The following is an 18,710-nucleotide window of genomic DNA, read 5'->3' as shown; positions in this document are numbered from 1 at the left end:
GACAGAGCCAGGAAAGAACATGCCGAAGATTTCTCACTCAGCGTTGCGCCGCAACTTCCGTGAATTGCTTGCAAAGAAAATGTGCGTTGAAACCGCCTCCGTTTTCGACCCCATGTCCGCCCGTATCGCGGCAGACCTGGGGTTTGAGGTCGGTATCCTGGGTGGCTCAGTCGCGTCTTTGCAGGTACTGGCCGCACCGGATTTTGCATTGATCACGCTGAGTGAGTTCGTCGAGCAGGCCACCCGGATTGGCCGTGTCGCCCAACTGCCTTTCATCGCTGACGCCGACCACGGTTACGGCAATGCCCTGAACGTGATGCGCACCGTCGAGGAGCTTGAGCGTGCCGGCGTGGCCGCACTGACGATTGAAGACACGCTGTTGCCCGCCCAGTTTGGCCGTAAATCCACCGACCTGATTTCTGTCGAGGAAGGCATCGGCAAGGTCAAGGCAGCGCTGGAGGCGCGTGTCGATCCGCAGCTGTCGATCATCGCCCGGACCAACGCAGGGGTGTTGCCGACCGAAGATGTCATCGCCCGTACCAAGGCCTATGAACACGCCGGTGCTGACGGCATTTGCATGGTTGGCGTCAAGGACTTCGAGCACCTTGAGCAGATCGCAGAAAACCTCACCGTGCCACTGATGCTGGTGACCTACGGCAATCCGAAGCTCAATGACAGCGAGCGCCTGGCCAGCCTGGGCGTGCGCATTGTGGTGGCCGGGCACGGCGCCTACTTTGCGTCGATCAAGGCGACTTACGACAGCTTGCGCGCCCAGCGCAAGATGACCAGCAGCACCTCGAACCTCAGCGCGACTGAACTGACGCATACCTACACGTTGCCGGAGAGCTACGTGGCATGGGCTGCAGAGTTCATGGACGTTAAGGAGTAAGGGTCGCAACGGTGCTGATTGAAACAATCAGCACCGGGCTCACGGGGTGAGCGCGGCCTCAATCAGGTTTCCAGCGCTCTCCCCGGTTATTGCCGGTGCCTTTGTAGCCGCCGTCCCCATCAGGTTCCCAGCCGCCACCCGCGTTGTCACCCGTGCCGATAAATCCGCCCCGGCCATCGGACTCAAGCCCCGCCCCTCGTTTTTGCCCGTCCCGATATAGCCGCCACGGCCATCAGACTTATACCCACGCTTGCGGTATTCGCCGGTGCCCTCATAGCCGCCTTGTCCATCGGACCGCCAGCTGGCGCCCGAGGCTGTGCCGTTGCCGCGAAAATAGCCTTTGCCGTCAGACCGGTAATCCTCGCCTGAGTTATAGCCGGTGCCCTTGTAGCCGCCCGAGCCATCCGGGGCAAACCCGCGACCATTGTTGTAGCCGATGCCTTTGAGGCCACCGTCATCGGCCGGCACATACCCTTTGCCGCTATTTTTGCCGGTGCCCATGAGAGAGCCATCTTCAAGCAGCTTATAGTCACCGCCCAGGTTCCCCCCGGTGCCTCTAAGGCCACCGTGGCCATCCGGTTCATAGCCGTTACCGGTGTTGATGCCGGTGCCAATAAAACCTTCGGCCGCCAGCGTTGAGGCACTGAGCCCCAATAAAACTGTGGCAAGCAGGATGTATGACGGTTTTTTCATGGAGCCTCTGGTCCTTGTAGAGAGGAGTGCGTGCGCCATGATAGGGCATGCATTTTTCGCGGCAAGCTGCTAAAACAACAACACCGCCATTTCGACGGTGTTGGTTGCAAAGGCCCGCGTTAGTCAGTAATTGGCGTTGGGATTCCCCACGTCAACGTAGCCATTTTTCGGCGCAATGATGACGTCCAATGGCGGCGGCGTCACGCCGAAACCATTGAGCTGATCCGTGAGCCCTTTGTACCAATCCTCTTGCTGTTTCTTACGCGCATTGTCGGCCTTGATGTCGGCAATGATCGCGTAGATCAAACCACCCACCGCCGCGATGCCGCCCACGGCACCCGCCAACGCACCTGCAGCCCCGCCAATCGCCCCTGCGGCCTCGGCAACACCGGCTGCAACCGTGGTAATGCGCGGCACCACGTAAGTGGCGACTTCCACCGCACCGGCGACGGCGGACAAACCGTTGAGGCCTGCGAAGGTGCCCTGGAAGCCTGCGGCGACCTTGTCGCCACTCTGGGCCGAGTTTTTGGCGGATAGCGCCCCGGTGACCAGGCCCAACACGTTACCGGCCACGCCGCCGAGGCTCTTGCCGATATTCTCTACATCTTTGACAAACTTGGGTGCATCAAACTTGTAGGTGCCTTGCTGGGTGCGGTCGAACTGATCCTGGACAAATTTGGCGCCGCCTTCCATGAACAGGCCCGCCGCCTGGAACGACTGGCCCACTGTTTGCGCAGTGCTGCCGCCCTTGCCGCTGGCGATCCGCGTGCCGATGGCGCCGGCCAACAATACGCCGGACACGCCGTGCATGACCCCGGCCTTGTAAGCCGCGCTGACCCCGGCCGGCAGCTTGCCGCCCCAAGTGCTCTGGACTTTCTTGATGGCGTCGTCAAACTTGGCGCCGCCGCGCATGGCGTCCTCCACCGCACGGATACCGCTGATGATATCGGCGGTCTTGGGCGGTGCTTCGCCGGGCGCGGTGAACGCGGCAATGTTGTCGTTGATGACCTGCTCGAGACGTGGATCATTGGCGCCGGTAACCCCGAGGCCACGGTAGAAATCATCGATGGACTGGCCTTTGAGCACGTCTTCACGGCCCATCTTGGCGGCCGCATCGTTAAAGCTGGCGCTGCCGGCCTGCACGGTTTTGTCATCCAGTACCGCGTCGAAGATCGCTTTGTTCACACCGGACTGAATCACCGCTTTGTCCGCCGGCACGCCGCTGGCGATCAGGTCGTTCATTTGTTTGCCGGAGGTGATGTCCGCGTATTCGGCCTTGACCTTGTCCTTGATGGCCTGCGGGGCGTTTTCCAGGGCTTTTTTGTAGTCCGGTTGCTTGCCCAACGCCTGGGCGTAGAAGTCCGGGTATTTGATAAAGCTCGACAGTGCATCCGAGGTGCTGACGCCCTTGGCGGCAAACGCGCTTTGCAGCGCGTCGGTGCTCGATGACGCGTCCAGGCGGCGTTCCATCTCGGCCTTCAAGGCCGGGTCGGCAGCGACCCTTTTCTGCAATTGCTCGGTGCCCTGGGTGTTGAGGAACTGCTGCACGTCCGGGTCTTTGCTGAGTTTGTCGATGCGGCCTTGCACATCGTGAATAAAATCTTCGCGCTGCTGGCCGGGTGATTTGCCGTCGCCGGACCACTCATTGGCCCCGTCCGGCCCCTGGTGCGCGAACGCATCCGCACCGGCCTTATAGTTGGCCAGGCCGGTCGACAACTGGATGATCGCCGCCGTTTTATCGGCACCGCTGGCGCTGCTGGTGCCGCTGACAAAATAGTCGGCGCCGACCTTGGAGGCGTCGCCACCGGCCGCCTTGACCGCCTCTTCAGTGGCCTTGGCATTCAAGTCCTTTATCTGGTCGTCGGCGCTGTTGCCGTCCAGGCCCTTGAGGTTGTCGTAGCCGTATTTGCCAAAATCCTGCAGGCGCCCTGCTTCCGTGCCGTGACGCGCTTCGCCATCTTTGGTGAAGCCGTCGATGCTGCCATTGCCGACGTTGGCGCCTTCAATGTGTTTGCCGGTTTCGTCGTAGTTCTCGACGTAATTGAGCACCTGGGCCGCACGCCAGGCGGCATCCGGGTCGTGCTCGAAGTCGCCGACACGCTCGCGCAGCTTGTCTTTCACGCCGCTCTGGTTGCCGAGGTTTTTCAGCAAGGGGTTGTCTTCAATGATCTGCTGCGCGCTGCGGGTATCGCCCATCGGCCTGCCTTCTCCCGGCAAGGGCAGATGGTTGGACGGAGCATCGCCTTTGGGCGGCGTCTTGGGTGGTGTGACCGGCAGATCGCCCTTGAGGGTGTCCCAGCCGTACTTGCCGAAGTCCTGCAAGCGCCCGGCTTCAGTGCCGTGACGGGCATCACCGCCCTTGGTGAACCCGTCGATCTTGCCATTACCGGCCTCGTTGAACTCTGAGCGTTTAACGGTCGGTTTGCCGTTTTCATCGAGTTTCTCAATGTGCTCCAGCACCCGACTCGCGCGGTAGGCGGCGTCCGGATCGTGCTCGAAATCCCCCACGCGCTCACGCAGCTTGTCTTTCACACCGCTCTGGTTGCCGAGGTTTTTCAGCAGAGGGTTCTCGTCGATGATCTGCTGCGCGGTGCGAAAGTCACCCTGAGGGCGCTTTGTATCGGGGCCGAGGCGGTTGTCGCTCGGTGGGGTGTCTACTGCCCTGGATACCGCTTTATTCCAATTGGGGTTATCGCGCGCTGAGGGTGTGCTGTCGACCGGGTTGACCTGCATGACCTGTCTCCTGGAGCTGGCGTCGGAGAGAGGATTATTGGGGGGTATGTGCAACAGTCTTGTTACAAACAAATAATTGAGACAAGCAGAATCAAATCGCCATCAGTGATGGAGACTTCCGACTATAAATATTTATCTAAGTTTATTTAACCACGTCTAAAAAATCCGCCGCAGAGCCTGCGGCGGCAAACCAAAGGTTTTTGTCGAAGCAGAGCGGCTAAGACCCTATCAACGCTACACCTGCGGCTGATTAAAAGAAGTGAAGTTTAATTAATCGAGTTTAATCGCCGGCAACGCTGCAGGTGGCGAAAAATATGATAAAAATCAGCCTCGACAAACACGTCGAGCACAATAAAAACAGCCTGTCGCTCACTTGAAAACATCTGCCCATAACACCTAAGTTCCGTCCAAAAAATGCGGTGTTTCTGTGCACGCGTTAATTATTCCGGGGAAGTAACAACATGATAAAACAGTGGAGCCTGTTAACGCTGGCGGTGTACGCCAGTGTCAGCCAAATGGCCCTCGCCGAGTCTGTCACCGACCAGGCAGATTCCAAAGGCTTTATCGAGGGCAGCAGCATTACCGGCCTGTTGCGCAACTATTACTTCGATCGCGATCGCCAAAGCGGCAAGGCCGACAACCGCGACTGGACCCAGGGCGCGATGCTCAATTACGCCTCGGGTTTTACCCAGGGCACGATTGGGTTTGGCGTGGATGCCTATGCGTACGGCGCGATGAAGCTCGACGCTACCCACGCAGATGCGGGCACCGGTGAGCTGCCGACCGACCGAAATGGCGACCCTGCAAGTGGCTACGGTTCAGTGGGCGCTGCGGTGAAGATCAAGGTCTCCAAGACCCAACTGAAATTCGGTGATATGCAGCCCACCGCACCGGTCTTCGCCACTGGCGGCACACGCATTTTGCCGCAGACGGCCACCGGTTTTGACCTGACCAGCAGTGAAATCGCCGGCCTGGACCTGGAAGCCGGGCACTTCACCAGCACCAACAGCGGCATGACCAGCAACCATGACCACGATATCTATGCGACCTATGCCAACGTGGCCGCCAACAGTGCCAGTTTCATCGGCGGCAAATACACCTTCACACCGTCCTTGAGCGCGACCGTGTATGCCGGCGAGCTGGAAGATATCTGGCGCCAGTACTACACCAACCTCAATTACGTATTGCCATTGGGGCATGACCAGTCGCTGGCACTGGACGGCAACCTGTACCGCACCCTCGACACCGGCAGCGCCAAAGCCGGGGCAATCAACAACACCACCTACTCGGTGGCGGCGGCCTATTCGTTCCTGGCGGCCCACACCCTGACCTTGTCGTTCCAGAAAGTGCATGGCGACACGCCGTTCGACTACATCGGCACCGGCGACAACGGCGCAGGCGAAGGCGGCGACTCGGTCTTGTTGGCCAACTCGGTACAATGGGGCGACTTCAACGGCCCGGGGGAACAATCCTGGGGCGTGCGGTATGACCTGAACATGGCCAGTTATGGCGTGCCGGGCCTGAGCTTCATGACCCGCTACATCAACGGCTCGGACATCAATGGCACCCACACCCCGGCCAACAGCGCCTATGCCGGCGACTACGGCGCGGATGGCGACCACCACGAAACCGATGTGGAGGCCAAATACGTACTCCAGAGCGGCCCGGCGAAAAACCTGTCGCTGCGCGTGCGTGACGCCATGGTTTCATCGAATGCCGATCAGCGCGACGGCAAGTTGAATGAGCTGCGGGTGATCGTCGACTACCCGTTCACCCTTTTGTAAGGCGTTCAGTGCGCCGACCGGCTCCTATGCTGGCTGGCGCACTGCCATTATCCAACCCAGCCGACCGCGGCTTTCGGAATGACCTCAGACTCATCCATCTTTGAGGCAAACATGCTCACGGCTTGTACGGCATCGCTGGTGCTGGTGCGAATCTGCAGGATCACCGAACCCGCCTGGTCAGCCAGGCTTACACCACGCTGCGCGCCTTCCTGAGTGGCATTCATACTGGCAACGGCATCACGGGTCTCCGACAAGATCATGCTGATCATCTCGGCAATCTCCGCTGTTGAACCGCTGGTCCGCCCTGCCAGTTGCCGCACCTCATCGGCCACCACCGCAAAGCCACGGCCCTGATCACCTGCCCGCGCCGCCTCGATGGCAGCGTTGAGCGCCAGCAGATTGGTCTGGTCAGCGATGCCGCGGATGGTATTGACGATGGCGGTAATCTGTTCGGAGCGATCACCCAGTTGGCCCACCAGCCGGGCGGAGACGCCGATGTTGTCCGCAATCCGGCGCATTTCACTGGCGGTTTCTTGAATCACCTGTGTGCCATGCTCGGCGAATCGCTCTGTTTCGGATGAAATATGGTAAGCCCGTGAAGCGCCTCGTGAATCTTCCTCGAACTTTTCCACGCGCTCGGTGATGTCGCTGGCAAATTTGACAATCTTGATCAAAGTGCCATCGCCGTCATACACCGGGTTATAACTGGCTTCCAACCATACAACGCGACCGTGCTTGCCCACACGCTTGAATTGCCCGGTAAAAAATTCGCCATTGTTAAGGCGGCGCCAGAAGTCGGCGTACTCATGGCCATTGATCAAGTCGGGCTCGCAAAACATGCGGTGGTGTTTGCCTTTGAGTTCCGCGAGTGAATACCCCATCACGTTGAGGAAGTTTTCATTGGCATCCAGGATTTGCCCTTTCAAGTCAAACTCGATCACCGCCATCGCCCGGTCCAGCGCGACCAATTTGCTGTGGATGGCCGCTTCCTGTTCGACTTTGCGGGTAACGTCCAGCGCGTACTTGACCACTTTTATGACCTGGCCACGGTCATCCAGCACCGGGTTATAACTGGCCTCCAGCCAAACAACGCGGCCGTCACGGGTCACGCGCTTGAAGGTGCCTGATACGAACTTCCCCGCCTTGAGGTCATTCCATAACGCCGCATAGGCCGGGCTGCTGGTCAGCGCAGGTAAACAGAAATCACGATGGGCCTTGCCGACCAATTGATCGGCGCTGTAACCCAGGGCGTTCATAAAGTTTTCGTTGGCGCGTAGCACTTTGCCATTTGTGTCGAATTCGACCACCGCCATAGAGCGCTCGAGTGCAGTAATCAGTCCTTTATACTCGACGACTTCGGCCGTCCTGGCCGTCAGTTCTGTTTTGAGTGTTTTATTGAACATGACATACCCTCGTTTGTGCGCAGAATCCGGGTTACTCCATTGCACTATCGACACGGAAATACGCGACTTGATAGTCGAAAAATAATTATTAATTGACGTCAATTGTCCGGTGAGTTTTGCGCCGAATCGCCGTGACCCTGTGTTTAAATTGACGCCCCTTTTTTGCCTGCCAGGAAAACACCATGGCCAACCACGACCTGACCTACACCCCCGATCCGGATGCCGATTCCATTTCCTCCGACGTCATCGGCTTCAACGGCATTCTGGTGTCCACGCAGATCCCGACCCACGCCGACGGTAGCCTGGAACTGGGTGATATCACCCTGCAAAGCGAATGCACATTGCAAGCGTTGAAGGTGGCGCTGGAGAAAGCCGGCAGTTCCATGGACCGGGTCATGCACCTGACCATCTACCTCACCGACATGGCTGATCGGGCTGCATTCAACGAAGTCTACAAACGCTTCTTTGCCAAGCCCTGGCCTGTTCGCGCTGCCGTCGGCGTAGCGGCCCTGGCCGTTGAAGGCATGCGTGTGGAAGTCACCGCGATGGCCGCCAAGGCCTGACAGCCCTGTGGTAGATGCCGGTCAGGCATTTCACGGCTACAATGCACGCCTCAACCGTGACAAGCCTGACTAAAAAAACTATGTCCTTGCCCAAGCATCACCTGGAATTGCTCAGCCCTGCCCGCGATGTCGCCATCGCGCGCGAGGCTATCTTGCATGGCGCCGACGCCATCTACATCGGCGGCCCAAGCTTCGGCGCCCGCCACAATGCGTGTAACGAGGTGAGCGATATCGCTCAACTGGTCGAATTCGCCCGCCGTTACCACGCCCGCGTGTTCACCACCATCAACACCATCCTGCATGACAACGAGCTGGAACCTGCGCGCAAGCTGATCCATCAGCTGTACGACGCCGGTGTCGATGCGCTGATCGTGCAAGACCTGGGCGTGATGGAGCTGGATATTCCGCCGATTGAGCTGCACGCCAGTACCCAGACCGATATCCGCACCCTGGGCCGTGCCAAGTTTCTCGACCAGGCCGGTTTCTCGCAGTTGGTATTGGCCCGTGAGCTGAACCTGCAAGAAATTCGCGCGATCGCCGATGAAACCGATGCCGCCATCGAGTTCTTTATCCACGGCGCCTTGTGCGTGGCGTTCTCCGGGCAGTGCAATATCTCCCACGCGCAGAATGGCCGCAGTGCCAACCGTGGCGACTGCTCCCAGGCCTGCCGCCTGCCGTACACCTTGAAAGATGACCAGGGCCGCGTCGTGGCCTTTGAAAAGCACCTGCTGTCGATGAAAGACAACAACCAGAGCGCCAACATTCGCGCGCTGGTCGAAGCCGGTGTGCGTTCGTTCAAGATCGAAGGTCGCTACAAGGACATGGGCTATGTGAAGAACATCACTGCCTATTACCGCCAGCGTCTCGACGAAATCCTCGAAGACCGCCCGGACCTGGCCCGCGCGTCCAGCGGCCGTACTGCGCATTTCTTCCTGCCCGACCCGGAAAAAACTTTCCACCGTGGCAGCACTGACTACTTCGTCAGTGATCGCAAGATCGACATCGGCGCTTTCGACACCCCGACCTTTACCGGCCTGCCGGTGGGTGTGGTGGAAAAAGCCGGCAAGCGTGACCTGCAAGTGGTCACCCATGAGCCGCTGTCCAACGGCGACGGCCTCAATGTGCTGGTCAAGCGTGAAGTGGTGGGTTTCCGCGCCAACATCGCAGAAGCCAAAGGCGAGTTCGAGGAAGACGGCAAGAAGCGTTACCGTTACCGCGTCGAGCCGAATGAAATGCCGGCCGGGCTGCATCAACTGCGCCCGAATCACCCGCTGAACCGCAACCTGGACCACAACTGGCAACAGGCGCTGCTCAAGACCTCGGCCGAGCGCCGTATCGGTCTGTCGTGGGTAGCACGCCTGCGTGAAGATCAGCTGGAAGTCACCGCTACCAGCGAAGAAGGCATCCGCGCCAGCGTTACCCTGCCCGGCCCGTTTGGTGTGGCCAACAAACCGGAACAGGCGCTGGATACACTGCGCGATTTGCTTGGCCAACTCGGTACCACCGAGTACCACGCCACACACATCGAGCTGGATGCGCCCCAGGCGTTCTTCATCCCCAACTCGCAGCTCAAGGCATTGCGCCGCGAAGTGATCGAAGCGCTGACGGCCGCACGCGTCGCGGCTCACCCACGAGGTGGGCGCAAAGCCGAGACCTCGCCGCCGCCGGTGTACCCGGAAGCGCATTTGTCGTTCCTGGCCAACGTCTACAACCAGAAAGCCCGTGACTTCTACCACCGTCACGGCGTGAAGCTGATTGATGCGGCCTTCGAAGCCCACGAAGAAACCGGCGAAGTGCCGGTGATGATTACCAAGCACTGCCTGCGGTTCTCGTTCAACCTGTGCCCTAAACAGGCCAAGGGTGTGACGGGCGTGAAGACCAAAGTCGCGCCGATGCAGTTGATCCACGGCGACGAAGTGCTGACCTTGAAGTTCGACTGCAAGCCATGCGAGATGCACGTGGTGGGCAAGATCAAGGGGCATATCCTTGGGTTGCCGCTGCCGGGCAGCGGCGTGGGCCATTTCGACCCGGAAAATATCATCTTTCAGGGCACGCACTAGCTCTTGGGGAGCGGGGCCACCACCAGCCCCGCTGCAACCCCGCGGCCGCTAACAGAATCGCAACAACCCCCAGCCATTGCAGCCAACCCAGGCGATGCCCAAAGGCAATCCAGTCGACAACAATCGCCGCAATTGGGTAGATAAACGACAGCGCGCCGGTCATCGCGGTCGGCAGTTTCTGGATCGCCCCGTACAGCAACACATACATCAGGCCCGTGTGCACAACGCCCAGCGTCACCAGCGCAGCCCAGGCATTTGGGGTTGCGGGCAAGCTGTTCCAAGGCACTAACGGCGCCAACAGCAATGCGCCAGTGATTACTTGAATCAACGCCATCAAGTGCGCAGGCACTTCCTTCAAGCGCTTGATGATCAGCGCCGCAATCGCATATAAGAACGCTGCGCCCAAGGCCAAAGCGATACCCGCCAGATAATCCCCGCCACCGCTTTGCTGCTCGCCATGGGCGGTGACAATCGCCAACATGCCCAGGAACGCCACGCTCAACCACGCGAGTTTCTGCACGGTGATTTTTTCGCCGAGAAATACCGCCGCCAGCATCACCAGCATGAACGGCTGCACGTTATACACCGCGGTACTGATGGCGATAGACGCGCGCGAATAGGATTCGAACAACAGCAGCCAGTTGCCGACAATGGCCACGCCGCTGAGCATCGCCAGGCCAAGCTTGGCCCAGGTGAGCAGGTCCAGTCGCAGGTAACCCAGCAACGCACAGACCAGCAACAACGTCAGCGCGCCTATCACGCAGCGCCAGAACACCACTTCGATCACCGATACGCCCGACACCAGCACAAACCAGCCGATGGTGCCCGAAATCAGCATGGCGGCAACCATTTCCCACGACCCGCGACGGATAGATGTGTCCACGATGGAGGCTCCTCAAGTGAGGCTCAATTATGGCAATCTGAGTATCAGCCGCTCCAGCGGCTAAACAAGGCAAAACGCCGCAATCACCTTTTCTTATTAGGCAAACCGCATGATTGACACCATCGACCAGCAACTGATCGCCGCCTTGATGGACGACTCGCGCCTGTCCCTCAAGGCGTTGGCGGGTATCACCGGGCTGTCATCGCCCAGTGTTGGCGAACGCCTGCGTCGCCTCGAGGAGCGCGGCGTGCTGACCCACTACACCGTCGACATCGACCCCAAACACTTCGGCTATTTGTTGCAAGCCATCGTGCGCATCCGTCCGTTGCCCGGCAAATTGCAGGAGGTGGAGCGCCAGATCCAGGCGATCCCGGAGTTCACCGAGTGCGACAAAGTCACCGGCGATGACTGCTTTATTGCGCGCCTGCACGTTCGCACCATGGATCACCTCGACAGCCTGCTCGACCGGCTCAACGCCTATGCCGAAACCAACACCGCCATCGTCAAGAAAACCCCGGTAAAACGGCGTTTGCCGCCGCTGGCCGATTAATGACTGAGGGTCATTAAAGCAGTGACGGAATCGCTATTCTGTCATCGCTGGCCGGTCTTTATGCTGGGCTCCACTCATTGGAACCCACAGGTGTAAAGCGCATGTACGTCATTACAGGTATTACAGGCAAGGTCGGCGGCGCGTTGGCGCGTACGCTCATCGCAGCGCAGCAACCGGTGCGCGCGGTGATTCGCGATCCCGGCAAAGCGGCTTATTGGGCCGACCTGGGTTGCGAGATCGCCTTGGCTCGGATGGAAGATGCACAGGCACTGACTGAAGCGTTCAAAGGTGCCACGGGCGTGTTCATTCTGCCGCCGTCGGATTTTGACCCGCAGCCCGGGTTTCCTGAAGCACGTGCGGTGATCGTTGCCGTCAGCCAGGCCCTCAAGGCCGCCGCGCCACACAAGGTGCTGTGCCTGTCGACCATCGGCGCCCAAGCCACAGAGCTCAACCTGCTGACTCAGCGCACGCTGATGGAGCAAGCGCTGAGTGCCCTGGACATCCCCGTGACCTTCCTGCGCCCGGCGTGGTTCATGGAGAACGCGGCGTACGATGTCACCACCGCGCGTGACACCGGGCGGATCCATAGTTTCCTGCAACCGCTCGACAAGCGCGTGCCGATGGTTGCCACGGCCGACATCGGCACCTTCGCCGCGCAGCTGTTGCAGCAAGACTGGACTGGCCGCCGCGTGGTCGAGTTGGAAGGCCAATGGGTGAGCCCGAACGACATTGCCCAGGCCCTGGGGCAACTCCTGGGCCGTGACGTGAAGGCCGAAGTGGTCGAACGCGAAACCTGGGAAACCTTGCTTCGCGCCCAAGGCGCACACAACCCAACGCCGCGCATGCGCATGGTCGATGGATTCAACGAAGGCTGGATCTGTTTCGAGCACGACACAGTGCTCAAGGGCACCACCTCGCTGGACAGCGTGCTGCGCAGTCTGGCCAGTTAAGCCGCTTGATCCAGTGTGGCACCGCTGCTGTTGCGAGCGGGCTTGCCATAATGCCGTTCAGGTAAGCGAACGCAATGCTAAAAGCAGCGAGGATCCAATGTGGGATCTGCGCTTAACTGAACGGCATTGGGGCTTGCCACAACAAAAGTCACCAGGAGGTTGATCAGTCGTGCAGCGCCTTTGCCGCAGCGTGTAAACCCTGGAACTTGCGATAACGCGCTTCCAGCCTCGGCTGTTGCGTGGCATCCGGCAAGTACCGCGCCTTGACCGGCATGCCCGCTTGCAACAAGGCTGCGCCCTGCCCGATCGCCAGAAACCCAAGTTTCGCGGCGCCAATGCAGGCGCTCAATTCACTGCCCTGCAAGGTAACTATCTCGCGCTGCAGGATATTGGCCAGCAACTGCGCCCAATATTCGCTGCGCGCCCCGCCACCGACCAGGGCGCATGCCCCCACGCTGGCGCCGGCCGCTTGCACGGCGCGCAGGGCATCCAGCAAACCAAAACCCACGCCTTCCATGACCGCATAACCGAGCATGGCCGGCGTGCAATCGTGGCCCAGGCTCATAAAGCCGCCGCGCAATAAAGGATCGTTATGCGGCGTGCGCTCACCGGCCAGGTACGGCAGGAACAGCGGCGTGTCCAACGGCACGGGCTGTGTGATCGGCAGCTGCGCTTGCACCCGATCCAGCAACGTCTGCTCATCCGGCATACCGGTCAGCCGCGTCACCCAACGCAAACAACTGGCACCGGCCAGCATCGCGCCCATGGTGTACCAGCGGTTCGGCAGCGCGTGGCAGAAGCTGTGCACGGCGCTGGCCGGATTCCCGGTGGCATGATCGGTAATCGCGACAATCGCCGCGCTGGTGCCCAGCGTAATGAAGCCGTCACCGGCGTTGATCGCGCCGATGCCGACGGCGGCCACCGGGTTGTCGCCGCCACCGCCGGCAATCACGACCTCAGGCGACAGGCCCAAGCCGCTCGCGGTCAAACACGCACTTGCCGCGCCGCCCTCCACCAACCTGGGCATCTGCGCAGGCGTCAGGCCCGTGGCGCGCACCATGGGCGCAAACCATTCGCGCTGCGCCACATCCAGCCACAGCGTGCCGGCGGCATCCGACATCTCGCTGATGCGTTCGCCCGTCAGGCGTAGGCGCAGGTAATCCTTGGGGGACAGCACGCAATCAATCGCCTTGAACACCTCGGGTTCATGCCGCTGCAGCCACAGCAGTTTCGGCGCCGTGAGCCCGGCCATCGGCAAGCTGCCGGTGACCTCGGCAAACCCGGCACCGAGTTGTTCGGCCTCGGCCATCGCGCGCGAGTCGTCCCACAGGATCGCCGGGTACAACACCCGATCGTCTTCCCCCAGCAACACCGCGCCGTGCATCTGCCCCGACAGGCCGATACACGCCACACGGGCATACGCCTCATGCACCCGTAACTGCTCCAGCGCCTGCAAACAGGCCTGCCACCAGTCTTGCGGTGCTTGTTCGGACCAGCCGCTCTGGCGCCGCGACACGCTCAAACGCACGCCAGTGTGGGCCAGCACGACGCCGTCAGCGTCCATCAGGATCGCCTTGAGTTCCGAAGTGCCGAGGTCTATGCCGAGGGAAACAGGACTGCTCATACGGGGATCATTCCAATCAAATACAGCCACATGAATTACGGTATTGCAGGCGGGGTGCCAGGCGCACACTTTGCGTAGGCGCAGCCGGCGACGCCATGCGCTGCAGCAACATTTGTACGGCGCGAGCCCCCAATTCGTTGACCGGTTGAGCAATCAACGTCAGGCGCGGCACGAAAAAATCCGCCCAGTCAAAATCATCAAACCCCACCAGGGCCATCTGCCCCGGTACTTCAATGTGCGCATCACGCAAGGCGTGCATGGCGCCAAGCGTCATCAGGTTATTGCCCGCCATGATCGCTGTCGGTGGCGCGGCCAGGCCCAGTAACTGCGCGGTAGCGGCCCGCGCCGGCGCGCTGCTGGAACCGCCATTGACCAGCAATTGCGGGTCAAATACCAGGCCCGCCGCCGCCAGGGCAGCGCGGTAACCCGCCACGCGCTCATCGGTGGTACCCAGCCCCGCTCGCCCGGCGATAAAGCCGATACGACGGTGCCCGTGTTCAATCAGGTGGGCCACCAGCGCCAGTGTGGACTGGGTATTCTCCACCCCGATCTGATCAAACTGCTCACTCATCATGCGGTCCACCAACACCGTCGGCATGTCATTGGCCTGCAGATACTCCAGGGCCGTTGACCCAGTGGACGGTGCCAACAGAATGCCGTCGACGCGCCGGTGATGCAGCGCCGTGACCACCTGCAGCTCTTGCTCCGGGTCGTCATGGGGGTCGGCAAACAGCATCATGTAGCCGTGCTTTGTGCACTCGGCTTCAATCGCGTGCACCATCTCGCTGAAGTAGTGGTTGGACAGCGCCGAGATCGCCACGCCAATCGTGCTGGTACTGGACCGGGCCAGCGAGCGCGCCAGGGTATTGGGGATGTAACCCAGTTCCTGAATCGCGCGCTGCACCGCCTGTACCGTGGCCGGGCTGACCTTGCGGGTGCCGTTCAACACGTGCGACACCGTCGACGTCGACACACCCGCTCTGCTCGCCACGTCATCCATGGTGATCACGACGCGCTCCCCTTCAGTGGATCAATGTTTGCTCGACCAGCCGCTATAGGTGCCGATGTTGTCGCGGGTAATCAATTTTGGCGTGAGCAGGGTCACCGCTTCGGCCGGAGCCTTGTCATTGAGAAGGTCATTGCCGACATTCACCGCGGTCTGGGCCATGGCCCAAGGGTCTTGACTGGCCGAGGCCTGGATCTGGGTGTCAGTCTTCAATGCATTCTCGATGTCCGGCGCACCGTCCACCGAGGTGATGACGATACCGCTGCGTTTAAGCTGCTTGGCCGCCAGGTCGCTGCCGATGGCCTGCGGGTCGTTGATCGCAAACAGGCCGTCGATTTTCGGGAATCGAGTGAGGTAACCCTGCATCACATTCAGGCCACCTTCGCGCGAGCCTTTGCCGTCCTGGTCGTCGGAGAGCACCTTGATGTCCGGTGCGCCAGCCAATGCAGCCTTGCAGCCTTTGACGCGGTCGGTCACGGCGGTCACTTGCGGGCCATTCTGGATAATCACATTGCCTTTGCCCGCGAGCTTGTCCACCAGGAACTGGCAGGCCAGCTTGCCGGCTTCGACGTTGTCGGTTTGCACGGTGGCGTTGACGCCTTTGGCGTCTACATCCACGGCCACCACCACAATTCCAGCGTCACGGGCTTTCTTGATGGCCGAGGCCATCGCCGACGGATCGACGGCGTTGAGCAAGATCAGGTCGACCTTGGACGAAATGAAGTTGTCGATCTGCGAGAACTGCTTGCTCAGGTCATAGTCGGCCGACACCGAGGTGACCTTGACGTTGGGGTTCAGCTCCTTGGCCCGGGCCGTGGCACCGTCGGCCAGGGTCACGAAATACGGGTTACCGAGCGAGCCCATGCTGATGCCGAGGGCTTTGAGCTCCCGGGCTTCCACGACGTTGGACATCAGGGCAGCCAAGGCAAGCACGGGAAACAGGCGTTTAAGGTTCATGCGGGTCTCTCTTGTGATTGTTGTGGGAGTGAAATCAGGTACGTGCGCCGGATTGGCGATAGCGATCCAGCGCCACCGCGCCAATGATCACGATGCCCTTGATGATGTACTGCCAGATATCCGACACCCCCAACAGCACCAGGCCATTGGTGAGCACCGCGATAATCAGCGCGCCGATCAATGTGCCGCCGATGGTGCCGACGCCGCCGGTAAAACTGGTGCCGCCGAGAATCACCGCAGCGATCGCATCCAACTCATAGGACTGGCCCAGTTGCAGGCCATTGGCGGCAAACAGGCGCGAGGCGCTCATCACCGCGCCGAGCCCGGCCAATGCACCGGACATGGCGTAGACGAACAGCAACACCTTCCACACCTTGATCCCCGACAGCCGCGCGGCCTCCGGGTTGCCGCCCACCGAGTAAATCTGCACGCCCATCACGGTGCGGCGCAGGATGAACCACGACAAAAGCACCACCGCCACGGCGATGACCACCAGCCACGGCACGCCGAGGATCGAGTCATTGCCGATAAACGCGAATGGCAGGTCGGGGTTGAACACGGTTTTATCATCGGCCAGCAAACGTGCAAGACCACGCATGGCAGTCAGTGCGCCGAGGGTGACGATGAACGGTGGCAAGCGCATGAATGCAATCAGCCCACCGTTGACCAGGCCCAGCAACAAACCGAAACCGATCCCGGCGGCGATCCCGAACATGCCGAACTGCGGCGACATCGACGCCTGTAGCGCCACCACGGCGGAGGCCGCAAGGATTGCGCCGACGGACAGGTCGATGCCCGCCGTGAGGATCACAAAGGTCATGCCCGCCGCCAGCACCACGTTGACCGAAGCCTGCTGGGTAATGATCGACAGGTTCTGCACAGTCAGAAAGTTCTCGCTGGCCAGGGCAAAGCCCACCAGCAGCAACACCAGTACCGGCAGCATGCCCACCGTGCGCATCAGCTCGCGGATGCGTTCGGCCTTGCCCACCGCCGCAATTGTCATCGTGTTGTTTGAATCAACCATTGGCAGCCACCTGATCGCCACCGGTGGCGAGGTCAATAATACGTTCCTGGGAAATAACGTGGCCGGAGGCCCCGCCAACTTCGGCCACCAACTGGCCTTCGCGCATGATCAGCACACGGTCGCAGGTGCCGATGATTTCCGGCAGCTCGCTGGAAATCACCACGATGCCAACCCCGGCCAGGGCTAGTTGATTGATGATGCGGTAGATCTCGGACTTGGAGCCGATGTCGACGCCCCGCGTAGGTTCGTCGAGGATCAGCACATGCGGCTTGACCTCCAGCAGCCGCGCCAGCAGTACCTTCTGCTGATTGCCGCCGGACAGCGCACCGACATTGACCTTGCCGGAGGCCACGCGAATCGACAGCGACTTGATCGCATCATTCGCGCGTTGCGCGGCATGGCCGCGGTCCAGCACACCACCCGCGTGGGCATCCGGCACACACGCGCAGACGTTGATATTGTCGGCCACGCTCATGTCCAGGAACAGGCCCTGGGCCTTGCGGTCTTCGGTGAGGTACACCACGCCGGCGCGGATTGCGTCCGCCGGGTTGCGCAGTTGGGTAACGGTCTTGCCCACCACTTCCAGGGTGCCGGAGGTGCGCGGGTCGGCGGCGAAGATCAGCCGTGCCAGTTCGGTGCGCCCTGCCCCGACCAGCCCGGCGATGCCCAGCACTTCGCCGGCATGCAGGTCGAAGCTGCAATTGCGCACGCGCTTGCCATCGGCCATGTCGCGCACGCGCATCACTACGTTGCCGGGGTTATAGGCGGCGTGTTCCTTCTTGTAGAAACCGGAGAGGTCGCGGCCGACCATCATTTTCACCAGTACTTCGGCCGACAACGCGTCGCGGGTCAGTTCGCCAATGTACTGGCCGTCGCGCAGCACCGAGACCCGGTCCGACAACTCGTAGATCTCGGCCATGCGATGGCTGATATAGATGATCGCCAAGCCCTGGCTACGCAGTTGTTTGATCAGCGCGAACAGCCGATCGGTCTCGCGCGATGACAGCGGCGTGGTCGGTTCGTCCATCACCAGGATCCTGGCGTGGGCATGCAGCGCACGGGCGATTTCCACCAACTGGCGCTCGGCAATCGACAGGCTGCTGACCGGCGTCGTGGGTTTGAACTCGGCGCCCAGCCGTTGCAGCACCTCGATGCAGCCGTTCTGCATGCCCTTACGGTCGATGGTCCAGCCACGCCGCAGTTCACGGCCCAGGTAAATGTTCTCGGCCACGCTCAGGTTCGGGCACAGGCTCAGTTCCTGGTAGATCACAGCGATGCCGAGGGTTTTGGCGGTGGCGGGGTCAAACGTGGCGACGGGCTGGCCGTCGATGCGGATTTCGCCGCCGGGGTCAGCCTGATAGGCGCCGGAGAGGATTTTCATCAAGGTTGATTTGCCGGCGCCGTTCTCACCCATCAAGGCGTGGATTTCACCGGGGTAAACCTTCAGGCCGACGTTCTTGAGCACCCGCAAACCATTAAAGGTTTTGCTGATGCCCTGCATTTCAAGCAAGGGTTCAAGGCTCATGCATGAGCTCCTGGAATTATTATTTTTGTAGTCGAACGCTGCCGACTCTATTCCAGTTGCATTTCG

At 60.6% G+C, this 18,710-nt stretch carries 14 protein-coding genes and 2 pseudogenes; 6 read left to right on the top strand and 10 right to left on the bottom strand.

Annotation, left to right across the window (positions count from 1 at the left end; all coding sequences use genetic code 11):
- Positions 1–19 precede the first annotated feature (19 nt).
- Positions 20–889, top strand: coding sequence for an isocitrate lyase/PEP mutase family protein (locus tag ACDZ94_RS26490; protein WP_064452377.1), 870 nt, complete (start codon positions 20–22; stop codon positions 887–889).
- 39 nt (positions 890–928) lie between these two features.
- Here the strand turns inward: ACDZ94_RS26490 and ACDZ94_RS26485 are convergent, their stop codons facing one another.
- Complete coding sequence (locus tag ACDZ94_RS26485) at positions 929–1,582, bottom strand: hypothetical protein (RefSeq protein ID WP_432751671.1); 654 nt, start codon at positions 1,580–1,582, stop codon at positions 929–931.
- A gap of 123 nt (positions 1,583–1,705) precedes the next feature.
- Positions 1,706–4,315 carry a hypothetical protein gene (locus ACDZ94_RS26480; RefSeq protein WP_432751670.1) on the bottom strand — a complete coding sequence of 870 codons (2,610 nt, stop codon included), beginning with the start codon at positions 4,313–4,315 and terminating at the stop codon, positions 1,706–1,708.
- A 461-nt stretch (positions 4,316–4,776) separates the two neighbouring features.
- On the opposite strand from ACDZ94_RS26480, the gene ACDZ94_RS26475 reads away from it, so the two are divergent.
- Positions 4,777–6,099 carry an OprD family porin gene (locus ACDZ94_RS26475; protein ID WP_432751669.1) on the top strand — a complete coding sequence of 441 codons (1,323 nt, stop codon included), beginning with the start codon at positions 4,777–4,779 and terminating at the stop codon, positions 6,097–6,099.
- A 47-nt stretch (positions 6,100–6,146) separates the two neighbouring features.
- Here ACDZ94_RS26475 and ACDZ94_RS26470 read toward each other — a convergent pair.
- Together ACDZ94_RS26470 and ACDZ94_RS26465 are read right to left on the bottom strand one after the other, a co-directional pair.
- Positions 6,147–6,623 (bottom strand): annotated as a pseudogene (locus ACDZ94_RS26470) (methyl-accepting chemotaxis protein); the annotation flags it as partial.
- Between the two features lie 159 nt (positions 6,624–6,782).
- Positions 6,783–7,412: pseudogene (locus ACDZ94_RS26465) on the bottom strand (PAS domain-containing protein); the annotation flags it as partial.
- Positions 7,413–7,684: 272 nt separating this feature from the next.
- Between ACDZ94_RS26465 and ACDZ94_RS26460 the strand changes: the two are divergent.
- Positions 7,685–8,065 (top strand): RidA family protein, encoded by a 381-nt coding sequence (locus ACDZ94_RS26460; protein WP_053256117.1) that lies wholly within the window; start codon positions 7,685–7,687, stop codon positions 8,063–8,065.
- Positions 8,066–8,145: 80 nt separating this feature from the next.
- The gene (locus ACDZ94_RS26455; RefSeq protein WP_262667941.1) at positions 8,146–10,125 is read left to right on the top strand and encodes a peptidase U32 family protein; all 1,980 of its coding nucleotides are present in this window, start codon (positions 8,146–8,148) and stop codon (positions 10,123–10,125) included.
- Here the strand turns inward: ACDZ94_RS26455 and ACDZ94_RS26450 are convergent.
- Positions 10,103–11,008 (bottom strand): DMT family transporter, encoded by a 906-nt coding sequence (locus tag ACDZ94_RS26450; RefSeq protein WP_064452371.1) that lies wholly within the window; start codon positions 11,006–11,008, stop codon positions 10,103–10,105. The two genes, ACDZ94_RS26455 and ACDZ94_RS26450, sit on opposite strands and share 23 nt — an antisense overlap.
- Positions 11,009–11,117: 109 nt before the next feature.
- Here ACDZ94_RS26450 and ACDZ94_RS26445 point away from each other — a divergent pair, with 109 nt between their 5' ends.
- The gene (locus tag ACDZ94_RS26445; protein ID WP_064452370.1) at positions 11,118–11,558 is read left to right on the top strand and encodes an Lrp/AsnC family transcriptional regulator; all 441 of its coding nucleotides are present in this window, start codon (positions 11,118–11,120) and stop codon (positions 11,556–11,558) included.
- A gap of 101 nt (positions 11,559–11,659) precedes the next feature.
- Positions 11,660–12,508 (top strand): NmrA family NAD(P)-binding protein, encoded by an 849-nt coding sequence (locus ACDZ94_RS26440; protein WP_432751668.1) that lies wholly within the window; start codon positions 11,660–11,662, stop codon positions 12,506–12,508.
- A 163-nt stretch (positions 12,509–12,671) separates the two neighbouring features.
- Here the strand turns inward: ACDZ94_RS26440 and xylB are convergent, their stop codons facing one another.
- From xylB to ACDZ94_RS26415, 5 genes are read right to left on the bottom strand one after another with little or no spacing between them, the layout of a single operon-like run.
- On the bottom strand, positions 12,672–14,132 hold the full coding sequence (gene xylB / locus ACDZ94_RS26435) for a xylulokinase (protein ID WP_432751667.1): 1,461 nt from the start codon (positions 14,130–14,132) through the stop codon (positions 12,672–12,674).
- Positions 14,133–14,148: 16 nt separating this feature from the next.
- Entirely contained in the window at positions 14,149–15,141 is a 993-nt protein-coding gene (locus ACDZ94_RS26430; RefSeq protein ID WP_259762554.1) for a LacI family DNA-binding transcriptional regulator, read from the bottom strand.
- Positions 15,142–15,162: 21 nt separating this feature from the next.
- The gene (locus ACDZ94_RS26425) at positions 15,163–16,095 is read right to left on the bottom strand and encodes an ABC transporter substrate-binding protein (RefSeq protein WP_221294690.1); all 933 of its coding nucleotides are present in this window, start codon (positions 16,093–16,095) and stop codon (positions 15,163–15,165) included.
- Positions 16,096–16,129: 34 nt separating this feature from the next.
- Positions 16,130–17,098: an ABC transporter permease subunit gene (locus ACDZ94_RS26420; protein WP_221296087.1), complete on the bottom strand. Its 969-nt coding sequence runs from the start codon at positions 17,096–17,098 to the stop codon at positions 16,130–16,132.
- 13 nt (positions 17,099–17,111) lie between these two features.
- Positions 17,112–18,644 (bottom strand): sugar ABC transporter ATP-binding protein, encoded by a 1,533-nt coding sequence (locus ACDZ94_RS26415; RefSeq protein ID WP_064452365.1) that lies wholly within the window; start codon positions 18,642–18,644, stop codon positions 17,112–17,114.
- Positions 18,645–18,710: the final 66 nt, after the last annotated feature.

The organism is Pseudomonas sp. UBT (assembly GCF_050915955.1).
Lineage (GTDB): Bacteria > Pseudomonadota > Gammaproteobacteria > Pseudomonadales > Pseudomonadaceae > Aquipseudomonas > Aquipseudomonas antarctica_A.
This window is presented reverse-complemented; position numbering and strand designations above follow the sequence as displayed.